This is a genomic window from Acidihalobacter aeolianus, from assembly GCF_001753165.1.
GTDB lineage: Bacteria > Pseudomonadota > Gammaproteobacteria > DSM-5130 > Acidihalobacteraceae > Acidihalobacter > Acidihalobacter aeolianus.
The window spans coordinates 2,498,585-2,512,695 of record NZ_CP017448.1; the positions used below are offsets into that span (position 1 = coordinate 2,498,585).

The following is a 14,111-nucleotide window of genomic DNA, read 5'->3' on the forward strand; positions in this document are numbered from 1 at the left end:
GGTCACACCGTCTACGCAGGCAAGATGTTGCCATTAAGCCCGAAGGCACCTGCGGTCTGGGACGATGTACGTCCTGTACAAGCCCGGCCACGGCTTCCTGCCGCGACCTGTGCTGGCCTTAGAGCACCAGCGAACTCTGATCGACCGGGATACCGGGCCCCATAGTCGACGATACGGTCACACGCTTGATGTAAACACCCTTCGAAGTCGAAGGCTTGGCCTTGACCAGATCGGCCATCAACGCGTTCAGGTTACCGGCAAGGGCTTCGACCTCGAAACCCGCCTTGCCGATGCTGCAATGGATAATGCCGGCCTTATCGGTGCGATAGCGCACCTGGCCACCCTTGGCGTTTTTCACCGCCGTGGCGACATCGGGTGTCACAGTACCCACCTTGGGGTTCGGCATCAGGCCTCGCGGACCCAGGATCTGGCCCAACTGACCGACGATGCGCATCGCATCCGGCGAGGCGATCACGACATCGAAATCCAGCTTGCCGGCCTTCACTTCCGCGGCCAGATCATCCATCCCGACCTTGTCCGCGCCGGCGGCGAGGGCCGCTTCGGCATTGGCACCCTGAGTAAACACGGCGACGCGCACCGTCTTGCCGGTGCCGTTGGGCAACACGGTCGAGCCGCGCACGACCTGATCGGACTTACGAGGATCCACGCCCAGATTGACGGAGACATCGATCGACTCGGCAAATTTCGCCTGGGCGCACGACTTGATCAGGGCCAGAGCCTCATCGAGCGTATAGCTCTTGCCGGGCTCGATCTTCTCGCGAATCGCCTGCATGCGTTTGCTCAGCTTAGCCATCTCACACCCCCTCCACATTGAGGCCCATCGAACGCGCACTACCGGCGATGGTACGCACCGCGGCATCCAGGTCGGCGGCCGTCAAATCGGGGGTCTTGGCCTTGGCAATCTCTTCGAGCTGCTCACGCGTCACGGTACCCACCTTGACCGTGTTCGGCGTGCTGCTGCCCTTGGGAATGCCCAGTGCCTTCTTGAGCAGTACCGAGGCCGGCGGCGTCTTGGTGATGAAGGTGAAGCTGCGGTCGGAATAGACCGTAATCACCACCGGTAGCGGCAGGCCTGCCTCAACATTCTGGGTCTGCGCGTTGAATGCCTTGCAGAACTCCATGATGTTGACGCCATGCTGGCCCAGTGCGGGACCAACCGGCGGACTCGGGTTGGCCTGACCTGCGGCCACCTGCAGCTTGATGTAACCCGTTACCTTCTTTGCCATTTCATCTCCTTCGGGTGCAAGCGCCTCGCGGCTCCCCGAATCGTGTCAACAGACGCACCCCAGCGCGCGCCTAAACCTTTTCGACTTGATGGAAGTCGAGCTCCACCGGAGTGGAGCGCCCGAAGATCTGCACTGCCACCAACAAGCGACTCTTGTCGTAATTGACTTCTTCCACCACGCCGTTGAAATCGTTGAACGGCCCCTCGATCACGCGCACCACCTCGCCGACCTCGAACAGCACCTTCGGGCGCGGCTTTTCCACGCCTTCCTGGATACGGCTGAGTATGGTGTCGGCCTCCTTGTCGGTGATCGGCGAAGGCTTGTCCGGCGTACCACCGATGAAACCGAGCACCCGAGGCACCGAACGGATCAGATGCCAGGTTTCCTCGCTCATGTCCATCTGCACGAGCACGTAACCCGGGAAGAATTTCCGCTCGCTGCGGCGCTTCTGCCCCTCGCGCATCTCCACGACTTCTTCGGTAGGGACCAGGACCTGCCCGAAGTGATCCTCCATGCCGGCGCGACGTACACGCTCCTCAATGGCGCGCTTAACCTGCTGCTCGAAACCGGAATAGGCGTGTACCACGTACCAACGCAACATGATCAGCCCCCGTATCCCATCAAATGCTTCACAACCCAACCGAGCAGCGTATCCAGTAACCAGAGAAACACGCCCATGACGAGCACCATGGCCACGACGACCAGGGTCACCTGCGTGGTTTCCGCCCGCGAGGGCCAGACCATCTTGCGCACTTCCGTGCGCGAACCTTGCAGGAATCCCCAGGCATTCTTGCCGGGTACCGTGGTCACGAACACACCCACCGCAACACCGCCAATCGCCAACAGCCCGATCACGCGCACTACCAGCATCTCGTGTGAGAAGTAGTAGAACCCGCCGACGCCCAGCGCCAGCAACAATAACGTGATCGCGATCTTCACCGTATCGAGGGCTGACCCTCCAGAAGCGGCCTTTTCAGCCATGCTATGCCCAACGTTCAGATAATGGGCCGGCAGCAACGCCGGGCCCGATGAATATGGCAGGCCAGGAGGGACTTGAACCCCCAACCTGCGGTTTTGGAGACCGCTGCTCTGCCAATTGAGCTACTGGCCTATTCATCCAGACCGCGCGCCAGCAAAGCCCGGCGCGCGTTCGCGCGAAGCGCGACTTACTCGATGACCTTGGAGACGACGCCGGCACCCACGGTGCGGCCGCCTTCGCGGATCGCAAAACGCAGACCCTCTTCCATCGCTATCGGCGCAATCAGCGACACCTTGATCGACACGTTGTCGCCCGGCATCACCATCTCCGTGCCTTCCGGCAGGTCCACCGAGCCCGTCACGTCCGTCGTGCGGAAGTAGAACTGCGGACGGTAGCCGTTGAAGAACGGGGTGTGACGACCGCCCTCTTCCTTCGACAGCACGTATACCTCGGCCTCGAATTTGGTGTGCGGCTTGATCGAACCCGGCTTGCACAGCACCTGGCCGCGCTCCACTTCTTCGCGCTTGGTGCCGCGCAGCAGCACGCCGACGTTGTCGCCCGCCTGACCCTGGTCCAGCAGCTTGCGGAACATCTCGACGCCGGTCACCGTCGTCTTGGTCGTGTCCTTGATGCCCACGATCTCGACTTCGTCACCCACCTTCACGATGCCGCGCTCGATACGCCCAGTCACCACGGTGCCGCGACCGGAGATCGAGAACACGTCTTCGATCGGCATCAGGAACGCACCGTCCACCGCACGCTCGGGCTCGGGGATGTAGCTGTCCATCTCGGCCACCAGCTTCTCGATCGCCGGCACGCCAATCTCGGAGGTGTCGCCTTCCAACGCCTTGAGCGCGGAACCCGTCACGATCGGGGTGTCGTCTCCCGGGAAGTCGTACGAGGACAGCAGGTCGCGAACTTCCATCTCCACCAGTTCGAGCAGCTCCGGATCGTCGACCATGTCGGCCTTGTTCAGGAATACCACGATGTACGGCACGCCCACCTGGCGGGCCAGCAGGATGTGCTCTCGCGTCTGCGGCATCGGGCCGTCCGCCGCCGAGCACACCAGGATCGCACCGTCCATCTGCGCCGCTCCCGTGATCATGTTCTTCACGTAGTCGGCGTGGCCGGGGCAGTCGACGTGCGCGTAGTGGCGCGCATCGGACTCATATTCCACGTGTGCGGTCGCAATCGTGATACCGCGGGCACGTTCTTCCGGCGCCTTGTCGATCTGGTCGTACGCCTGGAACGAGCCGCCGTGCTTCTCCGCCATCACCTTCGTCAACGCCGCCGTCAACGTCGTCTTACCATGATCCACATGTCCGATCGTACCCACATTCACATGCGGCTTCTTACGCTCAAACTTTTCCTTGGCCATTAAAGCACCCCAGTTTCCACGACTGACATCATTTCAGGACATACGCAGCGACGTTGCTCGACTGCACTCAATTAACCTTACAAAGTATGGAGCCCATAACCGGATTTGAACCGGTGACCTCTTCCTTACCAAGGAAGTGCTCTACCGACTGAGCTATATGGGCGCTTTGCATATTTCCAGCCCCAACCGGCCAAACCAACCAATGGAGCGGGTGATGGGAATCGAACCCACGTCATCAGCTTGGAAGGCTGAGGTTCTACCATTGAACTACACCCGCCTGCGGAACGTCTCGCGACCATTCACCGGTCAAGCAGAACTGTGTGGTGGAGGGGGGAGGATTCGAACCTCCGAAGGCTGAGCCAGCAGATTTACAGTCTGCCCCCTTTGGCCGCTCGGGAACCCCTCCAATACAAAGGCGGGAATTCTCTTCTAATTGAAGACCGCTTGTCAACCTCGCAAACACGCTCCCCGAGCCTAAAAAGTCTGCTAACATCCCGGGCGAACCGGCGCCAAAATCATTGGCGCTCCGCTTGCAGGCCGGAGACTATACACGCGCCATGAAGATCACGATATACGGATCGGGTTACGTAGGGCTGGTGACAGGGGCGTGTCTGGCCCAGGTGGGCAATCACGTGCTCTGCGTCGACGTCGATCCCGACAAGATCCGGCGCCTCGAACAGGGCGACATCCCCATCTACGAGCCCGGCCTCGACAAGCTCGTGCGCGACAACGCCGCCGCCGGCCGCCTGCGCTTCACCCTCGACGCCGCCGAGGGCGTCAAGCATGGCCTGTTCCAGTTCATCGCCGTCGGCACCCCGCCCGACGAGGACGGCTCGGCCGATCTGCGCCATGTCCTTGAGGTCGCCCGTACCGTCGGACGCCACATGGACGAGTATCGGGTGGTGATCAACAAGTCGACCGTGCCCGTGGGCACCGCCGACCGTGTCCGCGCGGCCCTCGCCGAGGCCCTCGCCGCGCGCGGGGTGACGGCGGAGTTCGATGTGGTCTCGAATCCGGAGTTCCTCAAGGAGGGCGCGGCCATCGAGGACTTCATGAAGCCCGACCGCATCGTGGTCGGCACGGACAATCCGCGCACCGGCGAGCTGATGCGGGCGCTGTATGCGCCCTTCAACCGCAGCCACGAGCGCGTGGTGCTGATGGATGTGCGTTCGGCCGAGCTGACCAAGTACGCGGCCAATGCCCTGCTGGCCACCAAGATCAGTTTCATGAACGAGCTGGCCAATCTGGCCGAGCGCCTGGGCGCGGACATCGAGGCGGTGCGCGTGGGCATCGGCTCGGACCCGCGTATCGGCTATCACTTCATCTATCCGGGCTGCGGCTACGGCGGCTCGTGCTTCCCCAAGGACGTGAAGGCCCTGGAGCGCACGGCGCGCGGCAGCGGCTATCAGGCCGAGCTGCTGGCCGCAGTGGAGTCGGTCAACGAGCGCCAGAAGCAGCGCCTGTTCGAGAAGCTGCACGCGCACTTCGACGGCAACCTCAAGGGCCGCAGCTTCGCCCTCTGGGGCCTGGCCTTCAAGCCCAACACCGACGACATGCGCGAGGCCCCCAGCCGCACCCTGATGGAGGCGTTGTGGGACGCCGGTGCCCGTGTGCAGGCCTATGACCCGGTCGCCATGCACGAGTGCCGTCGGATCTACGGCGAACGGCCCGATCTTGCCCTGTGCGACAGCCCCGAGGACACCCTGGAGGGCGCCGACGCGCTGCTCATCGTCACCGAGTGGACTCACTTCCGCAGTCCCGACTTCGACCTCATCAAACAAAAACTCGCCCACCCCCTCATCCTCGACGGCCGCAACCTCTACGACCCCAAACTCCTACAGCAGCTCGGCTTCCAATACCTCGCCATCGGTAGGGGTCAGGTACCGCCAACGGAGTGACGGCCTCGATCTGGAACGAATGTGGCCACTGACTGAACATTTGCGTTACAGCCAGGTCGAACCCCGCTGGACGTAAGTGCGCCGCGCCGCGGCCGCAGCAGAGCAGCGAACACCTTCAGTGAAGCGACGGTACCCACTCGCAGATCCGGCAAGTCAGAAACGACTGTTCAATTACCGCACGCTCGCCACAGCGTTTGCGGTCATCGTTCTGTTCGTCGCGGCGATCGCCAGGCTGGCTCAACTGCAGCTATTCGACCATCGCGACTATGCCCAGGCTGCGCGTGAGAACCGTGTCCGAGTACAACCCATCCCACCGCCCCGGGGACTGATATACAGCCGCAATGGGCGCCTGCTTGCCGAAAACATACCCAGCTACAGCCTCGCAGTCATTCCCGACGAGGTGCATGATCTTCATGCCACGCTCGCAGCGCTGGGCCGCATCATCAAATTGACTCCTGACGACCTGCATAGCTTCGACGCCTTGCGCAGGGTCACTCCCGGCTACCGCGCCATTCCGCTCGCCACACACTTGAGCCAGGACGCTCTGGCAAGTTTTGCGGTCAACCGCTATCGCTTTCCGGGCGTCGAGATACAGTCCCGCCTGAGGCGCTACTACCCTTATGCCAATCTCACCGCCGACACGGTGGGCTATGTCGGGCGCATCAGCGAATCGGACCTGCATCAGGTCGACCCCAGCCAATATGCCGGAACCGCATATTTCGGCAAGAACGGACTCGAACTCGCCAATCAAGCGCTTCTGCACGGGACACCCGGTTACAAGGTGCTCGAAGTTGATGCCAACGGCCAGCCCGTTGGCACACTCAAACGCCATCTGCCAAGGCCCGGACAGGATCTGATTCTGACCTTGGATATAGGCCTGCAACGTGTGGCTCAGAAAGCCATGCAAGGCAAGCGCGGTGCAGTCGTGGTGATGAACCCCCGCACTGGCGCCATCCTGGCCGCCGTATCCAATCCGGATTACGACCCCAACTGGTTTGTCGATGGCATCTCCAATCGGCGTTACCACGAACTCGTGAACGACCCCGGTAACCCGCTGTGGAATCGCGCCTTCGCAGCCGGTTATGCGCCTGGCTCGACCATCAAACCATTCATCGCCCTGGCCGGTCTGGATGCGGGTCTGATCAAACCTCAGACCGAAGTATTCTCCGGGCCTTACTACATCATTCCGGGCGACACCACTCACCATAAATTCTGGGACTGGACACCCTACGGACACGGCTGGACCGACCTGACCAAGGCGATCGCCCAGTCCGTAGACACCTACTTCTACCCGCTCGCCTACCAGTTGGGCATCAAGCGCATCGACGGCACGCTGAGCCGCTTTGGCTTCGGCCAGCGCCCCGCCCTGCGCGTTCCCGGGGTCTCCGCCGGAGTGCTGCCGTCGCCAGCCTGGAAAGAACGCACGCAAGGGCATGGCTGGTATCCAGGCGACACGGTGGTAATGGGCATCGGCCAGGGTTATCTGCAAGTCACCCCATTGCAGCTGGCGGCTGCGGTTTCCGAGATCGCCATGCACGGCCGCGGCTTCAGACCACACCTGCTGCGCGCGCTCCGCAATCCAGTCGACGGTAAAATTACACCGATCCCCCCACAACCCTTGGCACCGATCGAGCTCAAGCGATGGGCATATTGGAACGACGTCATCGCCGGCATGCAGGCGGTGGTCAATTCACCCGCAGGCACGGCGTATCAGGAATTCCAGGGATTTCCGCTCCCCGTTGCCGGCAAGACCGGTACGGCGCAGGTCTTCGCCAATCCCAAAAATCCATTCCAGCAGCACAAGCAGCTACCATATCGCCTGCGCGACAACGCCCTGTTCGAGGCCTTCACGCCGATCGACCACCCGGAACTCGCCGTGGTCGTGATCGTCGAGCATGCGGGCGACCGCCTGGGGCCGGCCTCGACCATCACACGCAAAATCATGAATTACTGGTTGGCACATCGTCGGCTCATCGAACATCCAGACACCCCCGTTTCACTGCAACCCTTCACACGGAAGCCGACGCACTGAACTTGTGGCAAGGCGGCGGGTCAAGATGAGGGTCCCGATTACCAGAATCCCCCCATGCCCAGAATTCGCCTGATATACAGCGTCTTGATGACCCTCCTCACGCTCGCTGCAATGCCTTTCGCACACGCGGCCACCCCCCCTAACACGGCTCTGGACTTGCTCATCCCACCAGCCCCACATCTGCACACGGGCGGCTATGCGCTGCTCGATGCGTCCAACAGCCAGGTGCTGGCGGCGCAGCACCCTGACCGGACGGTCAGCCCGGCCGCCAGCACCAAGCTGATGCTGGCCTATCTCGTGTTCGACGAACTGACCACGGGCCAGGTTTCCCCCACTACCCGCCTACCTGTCAGTACGACGGCCTGGCACACCCCCGGCTCGTCGATGTTTCTCAAACCCGGGACACAAGTCAGCATCGCCCATCTGCTCGATGGCCTGATCACCGACGGCGGCAATGATGCCGCCGTATGTCTGGCACAGGGTGTCGCCGGCACGCAGTCGGCTGCGCTGAGCCTGATGAACCAGACGGCGCAGAGGCTCGGGCTCAGGCGGACGCACTACGCCTCGGTTGACGGACTGACCGCAGCGGGAGCCCGGACCACTCCGCTGGATGCCGCTAAACTGGGCCAGGCCGTGGTCTCTCGATTCCCGCAGTACCTAGGCTACTTCCGTCATCGCACGATGCGCTGGAACGGCATCACCCAGATCAGCTTCGACCGCCTGCTCGAACGCGATCCGGCCGCCCTCGGCCTGACCGTCGGGGACGGCGCACAGGGATATGGCATTGTCGCCGCGGCGCGGCAACACGGCACAACCCTGGTGGCTGCCGTCATGGACACACCAGCCGACGGACGCAGCGTGGCTGGCGCCTTTGCGCACGTCGCCAGCCAGGCTTATGCCCTGTTGTCATGGGGATTCGACAATTTCGACGCACATACCCTCTACCAGCGCAACGAACCGTTGAGGCAGATCCACATACATGGCACTGCAGCACGGGTACCGATCGGCGCACAGCACACCTTGCGCGTCCTCGTACCACGTGGCTGCTATGATGACCTGCACATCCGCCTGCTGCTCGACAAACACCTGCATGCACCCATACAAAACGGTGTACAAGTCGGCGAAGTCAGTGTGGCACTGCGCGGAAAGATACTCGCGCAGACACCGGTGATTGCCCTCCACACAGTCGCCCGGGAAAATGGCCTACAACGCCTGGCCGCGGAACTCGGTCACTGGCTGTAGAGGAAACATGGAAAGCCTTTATATCAACCGCGGCACCGGTCACAGCCTGCGTGCACGCATGCGGCGAGCCTCCGCCTGGCTGCGGCTGGACTGGCCACTGGTGACCGGGATCCTGGGCATCTTCGTGGTCGGCGAACTCGTGCTGTACAGCGCCTCGGGCCAGCACCTCGCCACGGTGGTGCACCAGGGCATCAAATTCGCCGTCGCCCTGGTGATCATGGTCGCCATCGCCCAAGTGCCGCCGCAACGCTGGCGGCAGCTCAGCCCGTATGCCTACGTGGTCGCCCTGATCATGCTCGCCGCCGTACTCGGACTCGGTGAAACGGCACTGGGCGCCCGTCGCTGGCTGGACCTCGGCCCCGTGCGCCTGCAGCCCTCGGAATTCATGAAACTCGCCCTGCCGATGATCCTTGCCTATCTGTTCAGCCGCCGGCCGCTGCCGCTCAATCTGCCGCAGCTGCTGCAGGCGCTGCTCCTGATCGCCCTGCCCGTGGCACTGATCGCCAAGGAGCCTGACCTTGGCACTGCCCTGCTGATCGTGATCACCGGACTCGTGGTCATCTTCCTCGCTGGCGTGCGCTACCGCTACCTGCTGATCGGCATCGTCATCGCGGCGGCGCTGATCCCGGTCGCCTGGCATTTCATGCACGCCTATCAGCAGGCCCGCATCCTCACCTTTCTCGATCCGCAGAGCGCGCCGCTGGGGGCGGGCTACCACATCATCCAGTCGACCATCGCCATCGGCTCCAGCGGGATGTACGGACTAGGCTGGCTGCACGCGCCGCAGGCCCAGCTCGGCTTTCTCCCGGAAAGCCGCACCGACTTCATCTTCGCCGTGTTCGGCGAGGAATTCGGGTTCGCCGGGACGGTCGCGCTGCTCAGCGGCTACGCCTTCATCATCCTGCGCGGGCTGTACATCGCCTGGCGGGCCCACGACAACTACTCTCGCCTGCTCGCGGGCACCCTGTCGCTGACCTTCGCCATGTACGTGTTCGTGAACGTGGGCATGACCATGGGGCTATTGCCCGTGGTCGGCGTGCCGCTGCCGTTTATGAGCTACGGCGGTACCTCGCTCGTCACCATGGCCGCGGCCATGGGATTGCTGCAGAGCATCGCCCGCCACCGGCCTCTGATGCGCTGAACGCGCGGTTTCAGATCACCTTCGAATAGCTGCCCGCACCCTGCTGCAGGTAGGCGTCGAACACCATGCAGATGTTGCGGATCAACAGCCGCCCGGCCGGCGTCACCGTGATGCCGCCCGAATTCAGGTCGAGGAGGCCGTCGTCGCGCAGATCGGCAAGGGCCGCAAGCTCGGCGGCGAAATAATCCGCAAACACGATTCCGAATGCCGACTCGATGGCGGCATAGTCGAGCCGGAAGTGGCAGATCAGCGCTGAGATCACCGCGCGCCGCAGACGGTCGTCTTCGCTCAGGGCGACCCCGCGAAAGACCGCCAGCCGATCATCGTCCAAACGCGCGAAATACTCCGCCTCGGTGCGCACGTTCTGCGCATAGACATCACCCAGCGAGCCGATGGCGGTCACGCCCATGGCCACCAGATCACACTCGGCGTGCGTGGAATAGCCCTGGAAGTTGCGATACAGCGTGCCCGCGCGCTGGGCCACCGCGAGTTCGTCGTCCGGCCGCGCGAAGTGGTCCATGCCGATGTAGACGTAGCCGGCCGCGGTCAGCCGGTCGATGGTGTCCTCGAGAATGGCCAGCTTCTCCGCCGGGCTGGGCAGATCCTCGGCGGCGATCCGCCGCTGCGGCTTGAAGCGCTCGGGCAGGTGCGCGTAGTTGAACACCGAAACGCGATCCGGCCCGGCCGCGACGATGCGGTCGACCGTGGCGGCGAAACTCGCCACGCTCTGGAACGGCAGGCCATAGATGAGATCGACGCTCACCGAGCGGAAACCGGAGGCACGCGCCCGCTCGATTACGCCGAGCGTCTCCGCCTCGCCCTGGATGCGATTGACTGCCCGCTGCACGCGCTCGTCGAAGTCCTGCACGCCCAGACTCAGACGGTTGAAACCGAGTTCGCCCAGCAGCTCGATGGTGCCTGGGCCCGCCTCACGCGGATCGACTTCGATGGAATACTCGCCATCCTCGACCAGGGTGAAGTGTTCGCGCGTTGCCCTCATCAGCGCCGTCATCTCCGCGTGCGAGAGGAAGGTCGGGGTGCCGCCGCCCCAGTGCAGCTGCTCGACCTGTCGGTCCGCGTCGAACAGCTCGGCCTGCAGGGCGATCTCGCGATGCAGGCGCGCGAGGTAGGGTGCGGCGCGCGACCGGTCCTTGGTCACGATCTTGTTGCAGGCGCAGTAGTAGCAGACCGTGTTGCAGAACGGCAGATGGAAATACAGCGACAGTGCCCGCCCCTGCGTGTTGCTGCGCGCGGCGGCCGCGCGATACTCGGTCTCCCCGAAGCCCTCATGGAACTGCACTGCGGTCGGATAGGATGTGTAGCGCGGACCGGCGCGGTCGTAGCGGCGGATCAGCTCGGCGTCGAAATGGATAGTCTGGGTGTCGTCCTTCAACTCGGTATCCCCAATATGATCGGGCGTGACAAGCACGCACCTGCGGGCCAACAGACACTCGTCTCAATGTACTGGAAAACCTGGCCCGCACTTTGGCCTCGATCAAGTTGCGCGTTGAAAGTCAGCAGGGAGCACCCAGTGCCAGACATGCTTTCTCAGCCTTCCAGACTCTTGCTGACGATCTCGTACACGTCGGGGGACAGATCGTGCCCCTTGAGGCGCTCCAGCTCGGTTCGCATCAATGCCTGACGCTCCGTGTCGAAGCGCCGCCAGCGGCTGAACACCTTGACCAGGCGCGCGGCGACCTGCGGATTGCGCGCGTCCAGCGCCAGCACCTGATCGGCGGCGAAGCGGTAGCCGCTGCCGTCGGCGGCATGGAAGCCCGTCGGATTGCCCATCATGAACCCGCCGAGCAGCGCGTACACGCGGTTCGGATTGCCCAGGGAAAACGCCGGATGCGCCAGCAGCCGCTCGACCTCCGCCAGGGTATCCGGATGCTGCCGCACCGCCTGCAGGCCGAACCACTTGTTCAGTACCAGCGAGTCGTCCTGCCAGCGTTCGTAGAACGCCGCCAGTGCGAGACCCCGGGCGGGGTCATCGGTCAGCATCAGCGCGCCGAGCGCGCCCATGGTGTCGGTCATGTTGTCCGCCTCGCGGAACTGCGTCTCGGCGAGCCTGGCGCCGGCAGGCGAATCCAGCGCGGCCAGGTAGCTCAGCGCGAGATTGCGTAGCGCGCGCCGGCCCGCCTCCTCCGGCGTATAGCGATAGCCGCCCTCTGGGGTGTGGCCGTGGTAGGCGGCCAGCCATTGCGCTTCCAGTTCCGTGGCCAGCGCCCGGCGCGCATATTCGCGGGCTGCGTGGATCGCATCCGGGTCGACGGTCTCGAACTGCTCGGCGAGCCAGGCCTCGCCCGGCAGAACCAGCATGTCGGCGCGCAGGTTCGGTTCTAGCCGAGTATCACTCAGCACGGCGGCGAAGGCCTCGACAAAGCCGGCCGGCAATGCCAGCTCTCGTCCGGCGCGCACGTCCTCGACCAGATCGAGCAGCACGGTCAGCGCCAGGCGCTCGCCCGCATCCCAGCGGTTGAAGGGATCGCCGTCGTGCGCGGCCAGGAAGGCCAGCAGCGTCGGCGTGTAGTCGAACGTCACCCGGACCGGCGCGGAAAAACCGCGGTTGAGCGAGGGCACCGGCCGCGCCGGCAGACCGGTGAAGCACAGCGTCTGCTCGGGCTCGGTCAGGCGGAACACGCGGTCGGTCGCGCCGCCGTCGCCCTCGCCTTCGAGCCGCATCGGCAGGTCGACGCCGTCCGGACCGACCAGCCCCATGCGCAGCGGGATCAGGAACGGCAGTTTCTCGGGCTGTCCGGGCGTCGGCGGGCAGGACTGACTCAGACGCAGGGTATAGCGCCCGGATTCCGGTTCCCACGTATCCTCAACCGTCACCACCGGCGTGCCCGCCTGGTCGTACCAGCGGCGGAACTGTTCGAGGTCGGCGCCGTTGGCGTCGGCCATCGCGGCCAGGAAGTCGTCGGTGGTCACCGCCTGTCCGTCGTGGCGCTCGAAGTACAGATCCATGCCGCGGCGGAAGCCGTCGCGCCCCAGCAGGGTCTCGTACATGCGCACGACCTCGGCGCCCTTCTCGTACACCGTCACGGTGTAGAAGTTGTTGATTTCCATATACGACGGCGGGCGCACCGGGTGCGCCATGGGGCTGGCGTCCTCGGCGAACTGGTGCGTGCGCAGGCGGCGCACGTCGGCGATGCGCTTCACGGTGCCCGAGGTCATCTCGGCGGTGAAGCTCTGGTCGCGGAACACCGTGAGCCCTTCCTTGAGCGAGAGCTGGAACCAGTCGCGGCAGGTGACGCGGTTGCCGGTCCAGTTGTGGAAGTATTCGTGGGCGATCACGCCCTCGATGTGCTCATAGTTGTCGTCGGTCGCCGTATCCGGGCGCGCCAGCACGTACTGGGAATTGAAAACGTTAAGGCCCTTGTTCTCCATCGCCCCCATGTTGAAGTCATCCACCGCGACGATCATGTAGATGTCGAGGTCGTACTCCAGGCCGAAGCGCGTCTCATCCCAGCGCATCGCTTTCTTGACCGACTCCATCGCGTGCGCGCACTTGTCGGCGTTGTGCGCCTCGACATAGATGCGCAGCTCCACCTCGCGGCCCGATGCGGTGATGAAGCGGTCGCTATGACAGGCCAACCGTCCCGCCACCAGCGCGAACAGATACGAGGGTTTGGGAAACGGATCGTGCCAGGTCGCGTAGTGCCGGCCGTCGTCGAGCCGGCCGGTATCCACAGGATTGCCGTTGGACAGCAGCACGGGATACTCCGTCGCATCCGCCACCACGGTGGTGGTGAACACGCTGAGCACGTCGGGACGGTCGAGATAATAGGTGATCCGCCGGAAGCCCTCGGCCTCGCACTGCGTGCAGAAATTGCCCGAGGACTTGTACAGCCCCTCCAGGCGGGTATTTTCCTGCGGCTTGATGCGATTGTCGATCTCCAGCTCGAATGCATCGGGCACGCCGGCCAGGGTCAGCGAATTGGCATCCTGCAGCCATTCCTGCGCCTGCATCTCGCGGCCGTCGATGCGCACGGCATGCAGTTCCAGGTCCTCGCCGTCCAGCACCAGCGGCGCATCGGCGGAAGCCGTCGCCGGATTGCGGCGCAGCTGCAGGCGGGCGGTCACCCGGGTGGATTCCTCGCCGAGTTCAAAGCGCAATTCCGTGCGCTCGATCAGAAAATCCGACGGCTGGTAATCCTTGAGATAGATGGTGCGCGGAGAGGCTTCCTTCAT

General features: G+C 63.7%; 11 protein-coding genes and 4 tRNA genes. 4 read left to right on the forward strand and 11 right to left on the reverse strand.

Annotated elements, in window-relative coordinates; genetic code table 11:
• Positions 1–118 precede the first annotated feature (118 nt).
• From rplA to BJI67_RS11555, 9 genes are all read right to left on the reverse strand, one after another.
• The gene (rplA, locus tag BJI67_RS11515; RefSeq protein ID WP_070073156.1) at positions 119–814 is read right to left on the reverse strand and encodes a 50S ribosomal protein L1; all 696 of its coding nucleotides are present in this window, start codon (positions 812–814) and stop codon (positions 119–121) included.
• 1 nt (position 815) lies between these two features.
• Positions 816–1,247, reverse strand: a complete 432-nt coding sequence (rplK, locus tag BJI67_RS11520; RefSeq protein WP_070073157.1) for a 50S ribosomal protein L11 — start codon at positions 1,245–1,247, stop codon at positions 816–818.
• A gap of 70 nt (positions 1,248–1,317) precedes the next feature.
• On the reverse strand, positions 1,318–1,851 hold the full coding sequence (nusG, locus tag BJI67_RS11525; RefSeq protein ID WP_070074118.1) for a transcription termination/antitermination protein NusG: 534 nt from the start codon (positions 1,849–1,851) through the stop codon (positions 1,318–1,320).
• Positions 1,851–2,228, reverse strand: coding sequence for a preprotein translocase subunit SecE (gene secE / locus BJI67_RS11530; RefSeq protein ID WP_070073158.1), 378 nt, complete (start codon positions 2,226–2,228; stop codon positions 1,851–1,853). Before secE ends, nusG begins: the two co-directional genes overlap by 1 nt.
• Before the next feature lie 54 nt (positions 2,229–2,282).
• Positions 2,283–2,358 (reverse strand) — tRNA-Trp (locus BJI67_RS11535).
• Positions 2,359–2,413: 55 nt separating this feature from the next.
• The gene (gene tuf, locus BJI67_RS11540) at positions 2,414–3,604 is read right to left on the reverse strand and encodes an elongation factor Tu (protein WP_070073148.1); all 1,191 of its coding nucleotides are present in this window, start codon (positions 3,602–3,604) and stop codon (positions 2,414–2,416) included.
• Between the two features lie 87 nt (positions 3,605–3,691).
• Positions 3,692–3,767, reverse strand: a tRNA-Thr gene (locus BJI67_RS11545).
• A gap of 40 nt (positions 3,768–3,807) precedes the next feature.
• Positions 3,808–3,881, reverse strand: a tRNA-Gly gene (locus BJI67_RS11550).
• Between the two features lie 44 nt (positions 3,882–3,925).
• Positions 3,926–4,010 (reverse strand) — tRNA-Tyr (locus BJI67_RS11555).
• 151 nt (positions 4,011–4,161) lie between these two features.
• Here BJI67_RS11555 and BJI67_RS11560 point away from each other — a divergent pair.
• The 4 genes from BJI67_RS11560 to rodA all read left to right on the forward strand — a co-directional run bounded on the left by BJI67_RS11560 (position 4,162) and on the right by rodA (position 9,917).
• Positions 4,162–5,502, forward strand: a complete 1,341-nt coding sequence (locus tag BJI67_RS11560; RefSeq protein WP_070074119.1) for a UDP-glucose dehydrogenase family protein — start codon at positions 4,162–4,164, stop codon at positions 5,500–5,502.
• A 118-nt stretch (positions 5,503–5,620) separates the two neighbouring features.
• Positions 5,621–7,534, forward strand: a complete 1,914-nt coding sequence (mrdA, locus tag BJI67_RS11565; protein ID WP_070073159.1) for a penicillin-binding protein 2 — start codon at positions 5,621–5,623, stop codon at positions 7,532–7,534.
• A gap of 54 nt (positions 7,535–7,588) precedes the next feature.
• Entirely contained in the window at positions 7,589–8,776 is a 1,188-nt protein-coding gene (locus tag BJI67_RS11570) for a D-alanyl-D-alanine carboxypeptidase family protein (protein ID WP_083250840.1), read from the forward strand.
• A 7-nt stretch (positions 8,777–8,783) separates the two neighbouring features.
• Positions 8,784–9,917, forward strand: coding sequence for a rod shape-determining protein RodA (rodA, locus tag BJI67_RS11575; protein WP_231940847.1), 1,134 nt, complete (start codon positions 8,784–8,786; stop codon positions 9,915–9,917).
• Positions 9,918–9,927: 10 nt separating this feature from the next.
• Here the strand turns inward: rodA and hemN are convergent, their stop codons facing one another.
• Both hemN and pepN read right to left on the reverse strand, forming a co-directional pair.
• Positions 9,928–11,310, reverse strand: coding sequence for an oxygen-independent coproporphyrinogen III oxidase (gene hemN, locus BJI67_RS11580; protein ID WP_070074121.1), 1,383 nt, complete (start codon positions 11,308–11,310; stop codon positions 9,928–9,930).
• A 155-nt stretch (positions 11,311–11,465) separates the two neighbouring features.
• On the reverse strand, positions 11,466–14,111 hold the full coding sequence (pepN, locus tag BJI67_RS11585; protein WP_070073161.1) for an aminopeptidase N: 2,646 nt from the start codon (positions 14,109–14,111) through the stop codon (positions 11,466–11,468).

Excerpts from the sequence above, each read along its gene's own strand:
- BJI67_RS11560 (WP_070074119.1), top strand. The coding sequence starts at position 4,162 with ATGAAGATCACGATATACGGATCGGGTTACGTAGGGCTGGTGACAGGG.
- BJI67_RS11570 (WP_083250840.1), top strand. The coding sequence starts at position 7,589 with ATGCCCAGAATTCGCCTGATATACAGCGTCTTGATGACCCTCCTCACG.
- rodA (WP_231940847.1), top strand. The coding sequence starts at position 8,784 with ATGGAAAGCCTTTATATCAACCGCGGCACCGGTCACAGCCTGCGTGCA.
- rplK (WP_070073157.1), bottom strand. The coding sequence starts at position 1,247 with ATGGCAAAGAAGGTAACGGGTTACATCAAGCTGCAGGTGGCCGCAGGT.
- pepN (WP_070073161.1), bottom strand. The coding sequence starts at position 14,111 with ATGAAGGAAGCCTCTCCGCGCACCATCTATCTCAAGGATTACCAGCCG.
- rplA (WP_070073156.1), bottom strand. The coding sequence starts at position 814 with ATGGCTAAGCTGAGCAAACGCATGCAGGCGATTCGCGAGAAGATCGAG.
- tuf (WP_070073148.1), bottom strand. The coding sequence starts at position 3,604 with ATGGCCAAGGAAAAGTTTGAGCGTAAGAAGCCGCATGTGAATGTGGGT.
- secE (WP_070073158.1), bottom strand. The coding sequence starts at position 2,228 with ATGGCTGAAAAGGCCGCTTCTGGAGGGTCAGCCCTCGATACGGTGAAG.